14 protein-coding genes, 1 tRNA gene and 1 other annotated feature are annotated in these 14,446 nt (G+C 46.9%); of the genes, 14 read left to right on the forward strand and 1 reads right to left on the reverse strand.

Features of this window, described 5'->3' with window-relative positions; translation table 11 throughout:
- Positions 1–74: 74 nt before the first annotated feature.
- Positions 75–827 (forward strand): winged helix-turn-helix domain-containing protein, encoded by a 753-nt coding sequence (locus H6G03_RS01105; RefSeq protein ID WP_190461198.1) that lies wholly within the window; start codon positions 75–77, stop codon positions 825–827.
- 49 nt (positions 828–876) lie between these two features.
- Here the strand turns inward: H6G03_RS01105 and H6G03_RS01110 are convergent, their stop codons facing one another.
- Positions 877–2,136 carry an RNA-guided endonuclease InsQ/TnpB family protein gene (locus H6G03_RS01110; RefSeq protein WP_190461200.1) on the reverse strand — a complete coding sequence of 420 codons (1,260 nt, stop codon included), beginning with the start codon at positions 2,134–2,136 and terminating at the stop codon, positions 877–879.
- Between the two features lie 234 nt (positions 2,137–2,370).
- Between H6G03_RS01110 and H6G03_RS01115 the strand changes: the two genes are divergently transcribed.
- The 13 genes from H6G03_RS01115 to rplL all read left to right on the forward strand — a co-directional run bounded on the left by H6G03_RS01115 (position 2,371) and on the right by rplL (position 14,438).
- The gene (locus H6G03_RS01115; RefSeq protein WP_190461202.1) at positions 2,371–3,804 is read left to right on the forward strand and encodes a sensor histidine kinase; all 1,434 of its coding nucleotides are present in this window, start codon (positions 2,371–2,373) and stop codon (positions 3,802–3,804) included.
- Between the two features lie 130 nt (positions 3,805–3,934).
- A complete protein-coding gene (gene phoU / locus H6G03_RS01120) occupies positions 3,935–4,621 on the forward strand; it encodes a phosphate signaling complex protein PhoU (RefSeq protein ID WP_190461205.1) in 687 nt (228 codons plus the stop codon).
- Between the two features lie 236 nt (positions 4,622–4,857).
- Positions 4,858–7,005 carry a PhoX family protein gene (locus H6G03_RS01125; RefSeq protein WP_190461207.1) on the forward strand — a complete coding sequence of 716 codons (2,148 nt, stop codon included), beginning with the start codon at positions 4,858–4,860 and terminating at the stop codon, positions 7,003–7,005.
- Between the two features lie 76 nt (positions 7,006–7,081).
- A complete protein-coding gene (locus H6G03_RS01130) occupies positions 7,082–7,657 on the forward strand; it encodes a Crp/Fnr family transcriptional regulator (protein WP_190461209.1) in 576 nt (191 codons plus the stop codon).
- 207 nt (positions 7,658–7,864) lie between these two features.
- A complete protein-coding gene (locus tag H6G03_RS01135; protein WP_190461211.1) occupies positions 7,865–9,604 on the forward strand; it encodes an iron uptake porin in 1,740 nt (579 codons plus the stop codon).
- Positions 9,605–9,842: 238 nt separating this feature from the next.
- Positions 9,843–10,208 carry a 50S ribosomal protein L19 gene (gene rplS, locus H6G03_RS01140; protein ID WP_190461212.1) on the forward strand — a complete coding sequence of 122 codons (366 nt, stop codon included), beginning with the start codon at positions 9,843–9,845 and terminating at the stop codon, positions 10,206–10,208.
- 78 nt (positions 10,209–10,286) lie between these two features.
- A tRNA-Trp gene (locus tag H6G03_RS01145) sits at positions 10,287–10,359 on the forward strand.
- Positions 10,360–10,764: 405 nt separating this feature from the next.
- Positions 10,765–10,989 (forward strand): preprotein translocase subunit SecE, encoded by a 225-nt coding sequence (secE, locus tag H6G03_RS01150; RefSeq protein ID WP_190461214.1) that lies wholly within the window; start codon positions 10,765–10,767, stop codon positions 10,987–10,989.
- Entirely contained in the window at positions 10,986–11,636 is a 651-nt protein-coding gene (gene nusG / locus H6G03_RS01155) for a transcription termination/antitermination protein NusG (RefSeq protein WP_190461216.1), read from the forward strand. The genes secE and nusG overlap by 4 nt, the downstream gene beginning before the upstream one ends.
- A 7-nt stretch (positions 11,637–11,643) precedes the next feature.
- Complete coding sequence (rplK, locus tag H6G03_RS01160; RefSeq protein ID WP_190461219.1) at positions 11,644–12,069, forward strand: 50S ribosomal protein L11; 426 nt, start codon at positions 11,644–11,646, stop codon at positions 12,067–12,069.
- A gap of 132 nt (positions 12,070–12,201) precedes the next feature.
- Positions 12,202–12,915: a 50S ribosomal protein L1 gene (gene rplA / locus H6G03_RS01165; RefSeq protein ID WP_190461221.1), complete on the forward strand. Its 714-nt coding sequence runs from the start codon at positions 12,202–12,204 to the stop codon at positions 12,913–12,915.
- Between the two features lie 143 nt (positions 12,916–13,058).
- Positions 13,059–13,229, forward strand: a sequence feature (ribosomal protein L10 leader region).
- Between the two features lie 137 nt (positions 13,230–13,366).
- Entirely contained in the window at positions 13,367–13,924 is a 558-nt protein-coding gene (gene rplJ, locus H6G03_RS01170) for a 50S ribosomal protein L10 (protein WP_190461223.1), read from the forward strand.
- 121 nt (positions 13,925–14,045) lie between these two features.
- A complete protein-coding gene (gene rplL / locus H6G03_RS01175; protein WP_190461225.1) occupies positions 14,046–14,438 on the forward strand; it encodes a 50S ribosomal protein L7/L12 in 393 nt (130 codons plus the stop codon).
- The last annotated feature ends 8 nt before the right edge of the window (positions 14,439–14,446 follow it).

A 14,446-nucleotide genomic window follows, 5' to 3' on the forward strand; every position in this document is an offset into this window, starting at 1 on the left:
ATATAATCCTCAACAACAGGGCCGTATCGCGTTATCTTTTTGGTGGACTTAGACACATACAAAGTTCCTAAATCATGTTTTCGCTTGAGTTAACTCAGACTCCTTCTAGGGCAGAAATCGGGCAAAAAAGCCGCGTTCTCGTGGTTGAGGACGAGGATCTGATCCGAGAAATGATCGTAATGGCCCTGGAAGAGCAAGATTACGAAGTTATAACCGCTACAGATGGACAAAAGGCGATCGCCTTGTTGCAGACTATCTACACCGAACCGGCAGAATCCCCCATAGATCTAGTCGTCCTGGATTTAATGCTGCCCCAAGTCAACGGTTTGGATATCTGTCGCTTGCTGCGGCGACAAGGCAACCCAGTACCGATTTTGATTCTTTCCGCCAAAGGAAGCGAAACAGACCGCGTGTTGGGTTTAGAAGTGGGAGCGGATGACTATCTCACCAAACCCTTCAGTATGCGGGAATTTGTCGCTCGCTGTCGAGCATTGCTGCGCCGTCAGCGCTTGAGCGGTTTAACTCAACCACCAGTCTTGCAGTTTAAGGAAATTCTCCTTTATCCCCAAGAGTGTCGCGTCATGCTGCGAGGTGAGGAAGTCAGCCTTGCCCCTAAAGAATTTCGCCTCTTAGAATTATTTATGAGTTACCCCCGGCGCGTATGGTCGCGGGAGCATTTGCTCGACCACGTTTGGGGGCCGGATTTTGTCGGGGACAGCAAAACGGTAGACGTTCACATTCGGTGGCTGCGAGAAAAATTGGAAAAAGACCCCAGCCATCCAGACTATATTGTGACAATTCGCGGTTTTGGTTATCGGTTTGGCTAATGGCAACATTGACACTCTCCCGTCAGAGCGTCAGCTTGACGGGAGATTCTTAAGAGATTTTCACCCTTAAAGGCTGTGCCAAACAACCTCTAGACAGTCCGAAATTACTTTCATTCTGCTTACTTAAATGCTTTCTCAATATGTTAGCTGCCCCGTTAATATCAGCGTTGACCAACCAACAAAGCTTAGTGCGGTACAAACCTCTTCTTACTCGCTTACCAGAAAATTTATATTCGGTTGGGTTGTCAGCGTTGTAAATCGGGATGCTGTCATTATCGAGAAAACTTGCCTTGCTGGTGTAGCTTTCTTCTTGCTCAACAAATTCAATACCATAACGACTACAGAGGCTTTGCAGCTTGAGTCTAAGTACGGCTATAGGAACTTGAACAAAGTTTTGATTGTTGCGGTGTCCGAGATTAATTTCTTGTTTAATCCCCAGATTGTAACCCACAACAACTTTGTTAATTCCTTGCTCAATACAGTGAGCGATCAGTATCCTTGCAGTTTTGTTGAGGTAATCTCTAACTTTCTGGTTGCGTCTATCAGTCAATCTAGCTTGTTGATACGTAATCCCTTTAATACCTTGCAAGTCTTTCATAGATTGTAATTGGGAATTACGTTTGTTATACCACTGATTGAGAGATTTCAATCTTTGACCATCAATGATGAAAGATTGACTTTTTGTGGTGACACAACTAGCCAAGTTACTCAGTCCCAAATCGACAGCCAATATTTGATTAGACTGTTGTTTATTAACAACCTCCTCTGGTTGCTCGTAAATGTAAGCAACATCAAAAAATCTAGCTTTGAATTTGGGCAAAATGCGAATTTCTTTAATTCGCTTATCTCTCAATCTTTCCGGTATTTCAACGTAGACCGACCCGTAAGTGCGCTTAAATTCCCTAGAAGTCGGAATCATAAATCGACCGTCTGGGAATTTTTGTCTGATACGAATCGGAATAATAAGAGCGAAATATCCTTCTTTATCCAAGTAGCGAGGGAGGCTGATTTTTGCATCAAACCTACCTTGTTGCTTGGCTTGAATGAGTCCGTAAAAAGATTGAAAAGCTCGGTCTACTACTTTAAGTGTTTGTTGTCCGACATCTGTTGCCAACAATTTATAGTTTTCGTTGCTTTTACAGATGTGATAAGCTCCCTCATAACGCAAGTGCTTACGCTCAGTAAAGAAGTATTGCCGCACTGTATAAAGCCCGACATTGTAAAGGTTTTTAGACAGCCGACACAACTGTTTCAAAACGTTTTGCTCGCTTCTATTCAGTTTAAGTCTGTTGGTTTGAGTCAACAACATAAACATATTCCGCTATATACTTGTAACTATAGCGGAAGTGATATTAGTTGGCAACAAGTAGGGCATCTAACCCTACTTGTTGCCCCAAATTCTTCTCCTGTTAAGCTATTGCTGTAACGGGAGTCCCCTTTGGAGGTTTAGATGGTTAATGGGTAATAGATAACCGGTAGTGGCAAAAAAACCAATTACCAATTAGCGATTACCTTTTTACCAATCACCTTTTAACCGATTAGCATGAGCGTAGTTGCTTTTTTTCTCGGTCTAGCGATAGGGCTTGGGTTTTGGCTCTGTTGGCAGGCTTGGCTTTACAAACAGCTGGGGCAATTGTTGCGATCGCTCCCCGCAGATACAAAGTTTAGTCCTCTGACATCCTCCCGCAACGGGGCAGAGATAGGTCGCAATTTGAGAGCGCAGGTCGATGGGGGGGGTATGGCACAACCTGCCTTACCCCTGATTTCCCGCCTGCGACGAGGAATTTTGTTAGCCGATCGATATCGACAAAACCTGGAAATCGAGCTAGAAACTTGGCAGGAATTTCTTCAAGTCGCACCCTGCGGTTTCTTGATCGTGGATGAAGAAAACCAACTACTTTGGTGCAACGAACAAGCGCGGCAGCTTTTAAACTTAGACCGATGGGAACCCGGACAAATTCGCTTGCTGCTAGAGTTAGTGCGCTCTTACGAACTCGACCAGTTAATCGAACAAACTCGTCAAAGGCAACAACCCTGTCAGCAAGAATGGGTTTTTCATCCAACTTACCCAAACGCACAGGCTGTCGGTGGAGCTAGATCCTTCACCCTACGGGCGTCTAGTTGGCCTTTACCAGAGGGAGAAGTAGCCGTTTTTCTGGAAAACCGACAAGCTTTGGTCGAACTTTCGCAAGCGCAAGATCGGTGGGTTTCCGATTTGGCCCACGAACTGAGAACCCCCCTAACTTCGATCCGTTTAGTGGCGGAAGCTTTGCAAGACCGTTTGCAACCGCCTATGAGTCGCTGGGTTGAGCGTCTGCTCCCAGAAGTTAACAGACTCATCGATCTGGTACAAGACTGGTTAGAACTCAGCCAGCTGGAAGTTGACTCCAGCAACAAACTGCGTCGCAAACCTCTGGAGTTGCGCTCTCTGATCGTTTCCGTGTGGCATAGCTTGGAACCGCTCGTCGTGCCAAAACAACTCGAACTGAGTTATTCTGGCCCAGATTCTTTGTGGCTAGAAGCCGATGAGTCTAGACTGCACCGAGTTTTTTTGAACTTACTTGACAACAGTATTAAATACAGTCCGCCTTTAGGTGAAATTCGAGTCGAAGTTAATTTACTTCCAAAGAATGATGTCGCCAAGCTTGTTGAAATAAATATCATCGATTCAGGTGTTGGATTTCCTGAGTCAGACTTACCTCATGTTTTTGAGAGATTGTATCGCGGCGATGCTTCTCGAACGCGACAAACGGCTTCTCCCCTTCCCGAAGACGAAATGCCACGTTCGTCGTCCCAAGCTTCCGGAATACTCAGCACAACTGGTAGCGGCTTAGGTTTGGCAATTGTCCGACAAATTGTTCTCGCTCATGGTGGTTCGGTACAAGCTAAAAATCACCCTCAAACCGGTGGCGCTTGGCTGAAAATTGAATTACCTTATGAACAGGCGATCGCTCCTCAAGTTAGTGCTGAGGGCTGAATGAGTCGGTCTGGCTGAGTAGCCGAAATTTTTTGTAAATTAAAATACTTTTTTTAATCAGCACGAAGTATAAAAACGAGGAATTCAGCACTTGGAAATTAAATTCGGAGCTAGCTAGTACCGCAATCATATGGTTTTTCCACAAGTTAGGGTGAATACTTCTCGTTTCAACCCGCATCCAGAACGACACCACTTCGAGCGCAGCCTCAAGCGCTTGGAAGGTGATGTTTTGCGGATGGGAGCCTTGGTAGAACAATCGTTTCGCCTGTCCCATCAATCCTTGTTCGATCGCAATCTAGCAGCCGCAGAGGAAATTCCCGCACTCGATAAACAAATCGATCAGTTTTATCGCAAAATCGAGTTGGATAGCGCTACTTTGATGACCCTGCAAGCTCCAGTTGCTAGAGATATGCGTATCCTGAGTGCTTATATGCAATTGGTGCGAGATTTAGAGCGTATTGGGGATTACGCCAAAGACTTAGCAGAAATTGCGATTAAATTGTTTCCTTATCCCCCTCATGCTTGTTTGCCAGAAATAGCGGCTATGTCCCATCAAGCGCAGGCTATGCTGGCAATGAGTTTGGTCGCTTTGGCAGATTTGGATGCAGAAGGTGGACGACAGGTTAAGCAGCAGGATGACGTTGTGGACACTGCTTACGAAACTCTTTACCAGCGCTTAGCTAGCGCACGGGATGTCAAAGGAGTTGTCGAACCAATTCTTTTGCTGGCTCTGGTGATTCGTCATCTGGAACGGATGGCCGATCATGCCACCAATATAGGTCAACGAGTAGCTTATATTGTCACGGGACATCGGTAGTTAAAGTCAAAAGTCAAAAGTCAAAAAAATAATAGTGTTGAGGCACAATGACGACTGACTGCTGACGACTGACAACTGGCTACTAACGACTGGCGAATCACTATAATCGAAAATTTATTTAACCTCAAGATTACCTGAATCTTACCAGTTCCTAAACTTAGAATAGTAAAGTTGGGTACAAAGCTGTAGCTTTTTCCCAGCCTGTTCGTTGCTTATCTTCCAAAAATAAAGCTTTTATGAAGCTCAAAAGACGGGAACTCTTGTTATTGTTAGGAGCGAGTGCAGGTGCGATCGCAGCGGCTACGCTCTTACCAAACAGGAAAAAATTCGCTGGGAATAACCTCATCTTCCAGCCAGTCAAAGGCCCAATGCCTCTGGAAATCGATGAAATTTCATCTGCCGAACAAGTGCCGAATTATAGCACTTACGAAGTAGTGGATGACCTCTTACTACCAGAAAATTTCACCTATGACATTATTGGTGCTTGGGGAGATCGAATAGGGAAATCTCGTTTTGGCTATAATAATGACTATTTGTCTTTTATAGAAACTGGAAAAGATGAAGGTTATCTGAGTATCAATTTTGAGTACATCAGCCCTATACCTTGGATTCAAAATTATCAGCAGGTAATCCAGAAGAATTTGCCGTTTGCGGAGGTAAAAGCTGCTGTAAAAGCTGCTGGTAAAAATGGAATTAATGCGTTTGGTTTACCTCCGGAAGATAACGATCTGAAAGCCAAAATCAAGGCAATTTGTCAAGAAGCTTTGATCGATCAGGGAATCGGCGTCATCTCAATTCGCAAAAATCCAGATGGCAAATGGGTGCGAACAAATTCTCAAGTCGATCGCCGCATCAGCGGTATATCCGGTTTAGAAGACGATCGCTATTTAAAGATTAGCGGGCCGGCGGCATTTGTGTTTCGCAAAACCGAAGGCGAAGGGTATATCGATAAATTGGGCGATCGCATTATCGGCACATTTGGCAACTGCGCTGGCGGGACAACACCTTGGGGAACCGTCCTCAGCGGCGAAGAAAACTTCCAAATTCAAGTACCGGAACCAGTATACGCCGATGGTACTTCTTTCGACCCCAGCCAGCTACCTTTCACGATCGGCGAAGCAGAATTGTTCGGCCAAGGTAACGTACTGGGATTAGCAGGTAACAAATATGGCTGGATTGTGGAAGTAGACCCAGCGAACCCAAACGACTACGGCACCAAACATAGCTGGTTGGGACGCTACAGGCACGAAGCTGTAGGCATTCGCGTTGTATCTGGCAAACCGCTGGCATTTTATTCGGGGTGCGATCGGCGTGGCGGACACTTGTATAAATTTGTCAGCAAGGGCATCGTCAGCAATCCGCAAGACAAAGCCAATTCCCGTTTACTCGCGGATGGAATGCTCTATGCCGCCGTTTTTAACCCAGATGGCACCGGACGCTGGATTGCACTTCAACCCAGCACCCCAGTCAATCCCGTCCCACCCGGCAACCTGGAGGGAAAATCTCTCCCCCTCCCCAAACGTCCGGAAGGAGGTATTTTTAATACCAAAACAGACGCAGAAGTCAACAGTTTTAAACAAAAGTTTAAGACTCTGGGCGACCTCTACACAGGTAACGCCCAAGAAAAACAAGGTGCCATTCTCATCGATGCACACTTTGCTGCCAATGCAGCTGGCGCAACTTCCACGGCGCGTCCCGAAGACACAGAAATAGCAGGCGATGGCTCACTTTATATCACCTTCACTTCCGGTTCGCCAGGGGGCGAAGGTGGCCCAGACAAGCGCATTTTCAAGGGGCCGAAAGGAGAAAGCCCTTGGGAATTCGGCTGGATTATGCGTCTGACGGAAGATAACAACGACCCAGCGGCGATGACCTTTCGCTGGCAGATGTTAGCGATGGGTGGCGAACCCGCCGAGGGTGGGGCTGGCTTTTCCAATCCCGACAACCTGCTGATCGATCGCGATAACAACGTCTGGATGGTTACCGATATCTCCTCAGCAGCACTTAACGATGCGGGCGACCCTTTCAGAAGAGGTTGCTTTGGCAACAACTCGATTTGGTATATTCCTACTTCTGGGCCAAACGCAGGTAACGCCTACCTGTTCGGTATGGGCCCGATGGATTGCGAAACCACAGGGCCCTTCTTTACTCAAGACCGACAAACTTTATTTTTATCGGTGCAGCATCCTGGAGAAATTAAAGGAATTCGCCAAAATGCAGCTAGCGAAACTCGCGAGTTTGAAATGAGAACAGCTGACGGTCATAAGTTCAAGCAAACTCGCACTGTTCCGATTGGCTCCAACTGGCCTGGAAAAGGTAAAAATGACCCACCAAAATCAGCCGTTGTAGCGATTCGACGCCTTGACGGCAAACCAATTACTTAGTAGCGAATGGCTGATGGTAATCAGGATCGCCAATTAGCCGCTACCCACTAAACCACTACCAATACCCCAAAACTTTATGGCGCTCTCTGTTCCCGCTCCTCTAAACCTTAACAATCTCAAGCAGGTAACCTTCAGTTGTAGCGATTTACTCCCGCTACACTCCGACAATTTATGGAAAATAGAGCGCGGAATTGTCCGCACTTTGACTTGGAGCGAAGATGGAAGACCGATAACTCTGGGATTCTGGGGGGCGGGGGATGTGGTTGGCAAACCTTTGTCTGGGCTAGAGCCATATCAGATCGAATGTTTAACAAGCGTGGAAGTCTGTTTGGTACCATCTCATCTTTGGTATCAAATTATGGACGCTTGCATATTGCATATTCAACAGAACGAAGAAATTCTTTGTATCATCCACAACAGACCAATTCAGGTACGCTTGCTACAATTACTAAACTGGTTAGCTTGTAAGTTCGGTCGCGAAGTAGAGGCAGGAAAATTAATCGAACTGCCCTTAACCCATCAAGCGCTCTCGGAAGTCATCTGTACAACGCGAGTAACTGTAACTCGGTTACTCAACCAATTTGAACAAGAAGGTATTCTTAGCCGACGGGGGCGCTTTTTGATTCTTGGCAAACAAAAACAGATTGTTTGACCTCAAAAGTAAAGTGGGAGATCGCCTTTTCATCCCAGCTTTCTTGAGTATATGCCAGTAAGTTTACTTACACATATCTTGTTCAGTGGAGATGCAAGTGAAGATAAAATAACCTGAGAAGGTATATGGAATACTCTGCGACTTGTTTGAGTCGATTTTGAGGCTTGACAGTACAATTTTGTTCAAATTTGGTGTGAGGCAACAAAGATGTCAAAAACGCTTTGGAACGCGCTAAGACTCAGCCCCGTTCTTTTGGGTGTAACAATTCTGGTAGCTAACGGTACTCTGGCAGCAGAGGAATCTTCGACGACAATCGCTAACCAACCCTCTAGCAATGCCCAGCAAGAAGCTGGCACTATGCTAGACCAAATCGATCGCTACAATCAGCCCCCGGCTATTGTCGAGCCAAGCTCTAACGGAACTTCTAACGCAACTATAGACCAAATCAATCAGTACACCGAGCAAACCAACGGTCTGGAGCAAGTTACTTCCGTGTCCCAATTGCGGGACGTCCAACCGACAGACTGGGCATTCCAAGCTCTGCAATCTCTGGTAGAGCGCTACGGCTGTATTGAAGGATATCCCGATCGCACTTATCGCGGCAACCGCGCTTTGACTCGCTACGAATTTGCCGCCGGTTTAAATTCTTGCTTGAATCGCATTCAAGAACTGATCGGCACTATACGTCCGGATGTCAGTGCAGAAGACTTGGAGCGGATTAGGCGTTTGCAAGAGGAATTTAGAGCCGAACTGACAACCCTACGGGGTCGCGTAGACGCACTGGAAGCACGCACGGCGAAATTGGAAGCGCAGCAGTTCTCTACCACCACCAAACTGAGGGGAGAAGCTATTTTCGCTCTATCTAGTGTGTTTGGCGATGAAGCAGCCGATCGGGATGATGATGAAAATAATAATCCTGACTTGCAGGATAATGCCATCTTCGCTGACCGGGTACGTCTGAATTTCGATACCAGCTTTACCGGCAAAGATCGTTTGAGAACTCGTTTGCAAGCCCGAAATATCACTCCCTTTAGTGGCAGTGTCACGGGTACGAACATGACCCGTTTGGGGGTTGACGGCAACGATGACAACAACAATGTCACCCTATCCCAGTTAATTTATCGTTTCCCCTTGGGCTCTCGGACAACAGTCCATTTGATCGCTAACGGGGGTGAGTACAACGACTTTTTCTATAACTTCAACCCACTGTTTGAATCTTCTGGGACTGGTTCTATTTCTCGATTTGGACGCTTTAACCCGATTTATCGACAAGCGGAAGGTGGTGCGGGGGCAGCAATCGAACATAAATTCAGCAAAGCTTTCAGCCTGGGATTGGGCTATATGGCGGGTGCCGGCATCGCGAATAATCCCACCGATAGCTTTGGGCTTTTCGACGGTAATTATGCTGCAATGGCTCAGTTATCTTTCCGGCCAAGCAACACTTTTGGTTTGGGTCTGACTTACGTCCGCTCTTTCAATAACCACCCAGGTAATGTTAACCTGTCCGGAAGCACTGGTAGCTCTATAGCTGCCCAGCCGTTTGGTCGCGTTGCTACTTCAGCAGACCATTTCGGGCTAGAAGCAACCTTGCGATTGAGCCCCAAATTTGTTCTTTCTGCTTGGGGAGGCTATACAGACGCTCACCGGGAAGATGGAGTTGCCGATCAGGATGCCACCATCATCAACTATGCCGTAACTCTCGGTTTACCTGACTTTGGTAGAAAGGGTAACCTGTTGGGTTTTGTAGCGGGTCAGCCACCCAGAGTTACCGATAGCGATGCTGCTGAAGATCCCGATACTTCCTATCATCTGGAGGCTTTCTACCGTATCCGCGTCAACGACAACATCTCAATTACCCCAGGTGCGTTTGTGATTCTTAATCCAGAACATAACGACAACAACGACACCATCTACGTGGGTACAGTGCGGACGACATTTACGTTCTAAGCACTGCAAGGGAATTGGCGATATCGGAGCGAACGACAATACCTGCACGAGCGGGGTGGGCAATGCCCACCCTACTTGCTTTTCTGGTATACTCTGGACTTTTCTACTTATATAGATGTATGATAAAAAATTGTGAGTTTTTTAGAAATATTGTCAACGACCCCGGTTATAATCGGGGACTTCCAGCCGGAAACCCTAGTTGACTAGAGACACGGTTTACACACTCGCGGAGATTTTTATGAATGCACAAGAAATAATTCGATCGATAGAAGGGGAACAGCTAAAAAAAGATTTACCCGAAATCCATATAGGCGATACTGTTAAGGTTGGGGTCGTAATTCAAGAAGGCGGTAAAGAGCGGGTACAACCTTATGAAGGTGTTGTGATTGCCAAGCGCAATACGGGTATTAACCAAACAATCACCGTGCGCCGTATCTTTCAAGGCGTTGGCGTGGAACGGGTGTTTTTAGTTCACTCTCCCAGAATATCTAACATCAAGGTGCTGCGTAGAAGCCAAGTTCGCCGTGCTAAATTGTACTACTTGCGCGATCGCGTCGGTAAGGCCACTCGTCTGAAGCAACGCTTTGACCGTCCCATGTCCTAGTTTTGGTAAAAATATGGGAGTCTCTTGCACAGACTCTCATAATGTTGTTATAATCAAATTCGGCACATAAATCAGCGAGCGCTCTTAGTTCAGTTGGTAGAACGCAGGTCTCCAAAACCTGATGTCGGGGGTTCAAGTCCTCCAGGGCGCGTAGAAAAGTCAAAAGTCAAAAGTCAAAAGTCAAAAAAAGGGACTAGAGCGTCGGGTCTAGGGGAACAGAGGGAAAATCATACTCCTATGCAGCTCTGGACTCTGGCATAGCTATGCACGGAAAAACTGGGTGGGGAAGAAGTATTTTGGGCGATCGCTTTCCTTTTGACTGTAAAATGAATATCAAATATGGCGCTATAATAATTTAAGAATAAACCGCCTCCAGACAAATGCCTGGGGGTGGTTTTGAGTCTGATTATCCTAAAGAGAAACAATTTTCGGGTATAATTGTTTTTTTGGGTGGTTAGGGATCGATCGCCTTCTAGTGCGTGGCAACCAAACTTTCGGTTTGCTCCGCATACTTGTGCAGTCAAAAGTAGAGGGAAGAAAGGGGGAATAAGGGAGCGTGGCAAAAAAAGGCGAAGCAGAGATTGAGGAAACGAAAGCTGGGTTTAGTGTCGGCAAGTTTGTGCAGGGAACCAAGGAAGAGCTGGATAAAGTAGTCTGGCCGACGCGACAGCAGTTAATTAGCGAATCGGCTGCGGTCATTCTTATGGTGATTCTTTCTGCACTTCTGATCTATTTAGTAGATAACTTTTTTAGTTGGGCATCAACAAAGGTGTTCGGATGAGTTCCGCAACAGACGAACAACGCGATCGAGATCGGCACTCAGCATCCCTGGACGTAGAACAATTATCTCCAGACGAGGTGCAAGAAGGCTCCCGTTGGTATGCCGTGCAGGTAGCTTCAGGCTGTGAAAAGCGCGTCAAAACAAACCTGGAGCAACGCATCCAAACTCTGGATGTGGCCGATCGCATTTTACAAGTAGAAATTCCGCAAACACCTGCCGTAAAAATTCGCAAAGACGGCAGCAGACAACATGGCGAAGAAAAAGTTTTCCCCGGCTACGTACTTGTCCAGATGATCATGGACGATGAAAGTTGGCAGGTTGTCAAAAATACGCCAAATGTGATTAATTTTGTAGGGGCTGAACAAAAACGCCGCTACGGACGTGGCCGGGGTCACGTCAAACCAGTGCCGCTGAGTCAAGCAGAAGTAGAAAGAATCTTTAAGCAAACTCGCGAGCAAGAGCCAGTCGTCAAAATCGATATGGCTGTGGGTGACAGAATCCTCGTGCTTTCAGGGCCCTTCAAAGACTTTGAAGGAGAGGTGATTGAAGTAAGTCCCGAACGTAGCAAGCTCAAAGCATTACTTTCGATCTTTGGGCGCGATACGCCAGTGGAATTGGAGTTCAATCAGGTTCAAAAACAGAGCTAAAGAATAAATGGCCAAAAAAGTTGTTGCAATAATTAAGTTGGCCTTGCCAGCAGGAAAGGCCAACCCAGCCCCGCCTGTCGGCCCAGCACTGGGTCAGCATGGGGTGAATATTATGGCGTTTTGTAAGGAATACAACGCCAGAACATCGGATCAAGCTGGAATGGTGGTACCCGTAGAAATTTCCGTCTACGAGGATCGCAGTTTCACGTTTGTGCTGAAAACTCCTCCAGCTTCGGTTTTGATCACCAAGGCGGCTGGAGTTGAGAAAGGTTCGGATCAACCCAACCGCAAGAAAGTCGGTTCGATTACGCGGGCGCAATTGAGAGAAATTGCCCAAACTAAATTGCCTGACCTCAATGCTAATGACATTGATGCAGCGATGAAAATTGTGGAAGGAACCGCTCGCAATATGGGTGTCACAGTTACAGATTAGTTGTAGCTGAGGCAAAATAATTCTGAATTCACTTGGCAATTCAGCATAAATCCCAAAATCCAAAATCCAAAATCCAAAATTGATCGGGGGAGAAGCGATTGGCTTCGCCATCAACCCCAGGAGAGATAAAGAATGAAGAAAGAATCGCGCAGAATGCAAGAACTGCGTAAGAAAGTGGAAGAGCGGCCTTATCAGCCGTTAGAAGCGTTAAATTTGTTAAAGGAAACGGCCACGGCTAAGTTTCCCGAATCGGCAGAAGCTCACATCCGGTTGGGAATTGACCCGAAGTACGCCGATCAACAATTGCGGACAACGGTAGTGCTACCCAAAGGAACTGGACAGACAGTACGGGTGGCAGTAATTGCTCGCGGGGAAAAAGTAACCGAAGCAAGTAATGCAGGTGCAGATGTGGTTGGCTCAGAGGAGCTGATCGACGAAATCCAAAAAGGCAGAATGGATTTTGATAAGCTAATCGCAACGCCAGATGTGATGCCGCAGGTGGCAAAGCTGGGTAAGTTGCTGGGCCCACGCGGATTGATGCCGTCGCCCAAGGGGGGTACGGTAACTTTCGATCTGGGGGCAGCGATCGCAGAGTTCAAAGCTGGTAAACTAGAATTCCGGGCAGACCGAACAGGGATTGTTCACATTCTGTTCGGCAAGGCATCTTTCTCAGCCGATGATTTGCTGGTGAATCTGAAGGCATTGCAAGAAACCATCGATCGCAACCGTCCTTCTGGCGCTAAAGGCCGCTACTGGCGCACTATGTATGTGTCTGCCACAATGGGGCCTTCGATTGAAGTCGATATTAGCGGCTTGCGCGATTTGAAGATGACAGAAGCAGCGTAGAACCAGGGTCTAGGGGTTAGGGATTAGGGGTTAGGGAAGAGGGAGAGGGAAGAGGGAAGCGGGAAGAGGGAAAATATTAATTCTTCCACTCCCCCGCTCCCCCACTCCCCCACTCCCCCACTATCTTTCTTCCCCAGTCAGTCAAATTAAATAGGTTTAGGCCAATGACAGCAGGAGCTAATGGCTTAATTTCCTGCCGAGGTAGACACCAAAGTTCGCATTCTTACCACTTACTCGTTTGAGTTTTAGCGGTCGATCGAAAAGAATGCGATCTCGTCACCCCGGCTCAAAGGCTGGGGTTTTTGATTGATGGTGTCAAAAAGGCAAGAGGGGGGAGTGGGAAAGTCAAAAGTCAAAAGTCAAAAATCAAAATTCCTCCCTTTTCCCGACGCCCTAGCCCCTAGCCCCTAGCCCCTATCCCCATTCCCCAATTTCAGGAGGTGAAATAAGTATGGGTAGAACGCGAGAAAACAAAGACGCAATTATTGCTGACCTCAAGGAAACCTTGAGCCAGTCTCAGCTAGTAGTCGCGATCGACTACCAAGGGCTATCTGTTGCTGAGATCACTGATTTGCGGCGACGGCTGCGTCCCACCGGTACTGTTTGCAAGGTGACTAAAAACACGCTGATGGGAATTGCCGTTCAAGACGATGAGAAATGGCAGCCAATGCAGGAATTCCTGAAAGGTTCTTCTGCTTTTCTCCTCGTCAAGGAAGACATCGGCGGCGCGATTAAGGCTTATCAAGATTTCCAAAAAGCTACCAAGAAGTCGGAACTTCGCGGTGGCGTCATGGAAGGTCGGGCCTTAAATCAAGATGCTGTCAAGGCGATCGCTGACCTGCCATCCAAGGAACAGCTCATGGCTCAGATTGCTGGTGCTTTGAATTCTGTGACTGCCAAAATTGCGATCGCGATCAACGAAGTTCCTTCTTCGCTGGCTCGTGGCCTTCAAGCTGTGGCCGACAAGGACAAGGAAAACAATGGTGCCGCCGAAGGCGAAGCCGCTTAGTTTGTCAGCTGTCAGTTGTCAATTGTTAGTAGTTAATTTTCAAAACCACTAACTCTTGACCGACGACTAATGACTAATGACCGATGACCAAATTATCTAAACAATTCTCAGGAGTTTATCAATGTCTGCTACTACCGATCAAATTCTCGAACAACTCAAAACTTTGACTCTGTTGGAAGCTGCCGAACTGGTTAAGCAAATTGAAGAAGCCTTCGGCGTTAGCGCTGCTGCTCCTGCTGGTGGCATGATGATGATGGCTGCTCCTGGTGCTGTTGCTGCTGCCGAACCTGTAGAAGAACAAACCGAATTCACCGTCACTCTGGAAGAAGTTCCTGCTGACAAGAAAATTGGCGTTCTCAAGGTTGTACGTAGCATTACCGGTTTGGGTCTGAAAGAAGCCAAAGATTTGGTGGAAGCTACTCCTAAAGCGATTAAGGAAGCCATTAAGAAGGAAGAAGCCGAAGATATCAAGAAGCAAATTGAAGAAGCTGGCGGTAAAGTTTCTATTAAGTAATCGCTGGC

It is taken from the genome of Aerosakkonema funiforme FACHB-1375, from assembly GCF_014696265.1.
GTDB classification, from domain to species: Bacteria; Cyanobacteriota; Cyanobacteriia; order Cyanobacteriales; family Aerosakkonemataceae; genus Aerosakkonema; species Aerosakkonema funiforme_A.

Excerpts from the sequence above, each read along its gene's own strand:
- H6G03_RS01105 (WP_190461198.1), top strand. The coding sequence starts at position 75 with ATGTTTTCGCTTGAGTTAACTCAGACTCCTTCTAGGGCAGAAATCGGG.
- H6G03_RS01110 (WP_190461200.1), bottom strand. The coding sequence starts at position 2,136 with ATGTTGTTGACTCAAACCAACAGACTTAAACTGAATAGAAGCGAGCAA.
- H6G03_RS01115 (WP_190461202.1), top strand. The coding sequence starts at position 2,371 with ATGAGCGTAGTTGCTTTTTTTCTCGGTCTAGCGATAGGGCTTGGGTTT.
- phoU (WP_190461205.1), top strand. The coding sequence starts at position 3,935 with ATGGTTTTTCCACAAGTTAGGGTGAATACTTCTCGTTTCAACCCGCAT.
- H6G03_RS01125 (WP_190461207.1), top strand. The coding sequence starts at position 4,858 with ATGAAGCTCAAAAGACGGGAACTCTTGTTATTGTTAGGAGCGAGTGCA.
- H6G03_RS01130 (WP_190461209.1), top strand. The coding sequence starts at position 7,082 with ATGGCGCTCTCTGTTCCCGCTCCTCTAAACCTTAACAATCTCAAGCAG.
- H6G03_RS01135 (WP_190461211.1), top strand. The coding sequence starts at position 7,865 with ATGTCAAAAACGCTTTGGAACGCGCTAAGACTCAGCCCCGTTCTTTTG.
- rplS (WP_190461212.1), top strand. The coding sequence starts at position 9,843 with ATGAATGCACAAGAAATAATTCGATCGATAGAAGGGGAACAGCTAAAA.
- nusG (WP_190461216.1), top strand. The coding sequence starts at position 10,986 with ATGAGTTCCGCAACAGACGAACAACGCGATCGAGATCGGCACTCAGCA.
- rplK (WP_190461219.1), top strand. The coding sequence starts at position 11,644 with ATGGCCAAAAAAGTTGTTGCAATAATTAAGTTGGCCTTGCCAGCAGGA.
- rplA (WP_190461221.1), top strand. The coding sequence starts at position 12,202 with ATGAAGAAAGAATCGCGCAGAATGCAAGAACTGCGTAAGAAAGTGGAA.
- rplJ (WP_190461223.1), top strand. The coding sequence starts at position 13,367 with ATGGGTAGAACGCGAGAAAACAAAGACGCAATTATTGCTGACCTCAAG.
- rplL (WP_190461225.1), top strand. The coding sequence starts at position 14,046 with ATGTCTGCTACTACCGATCAAATTCTCGAACAACTCAAAACTTTGACT.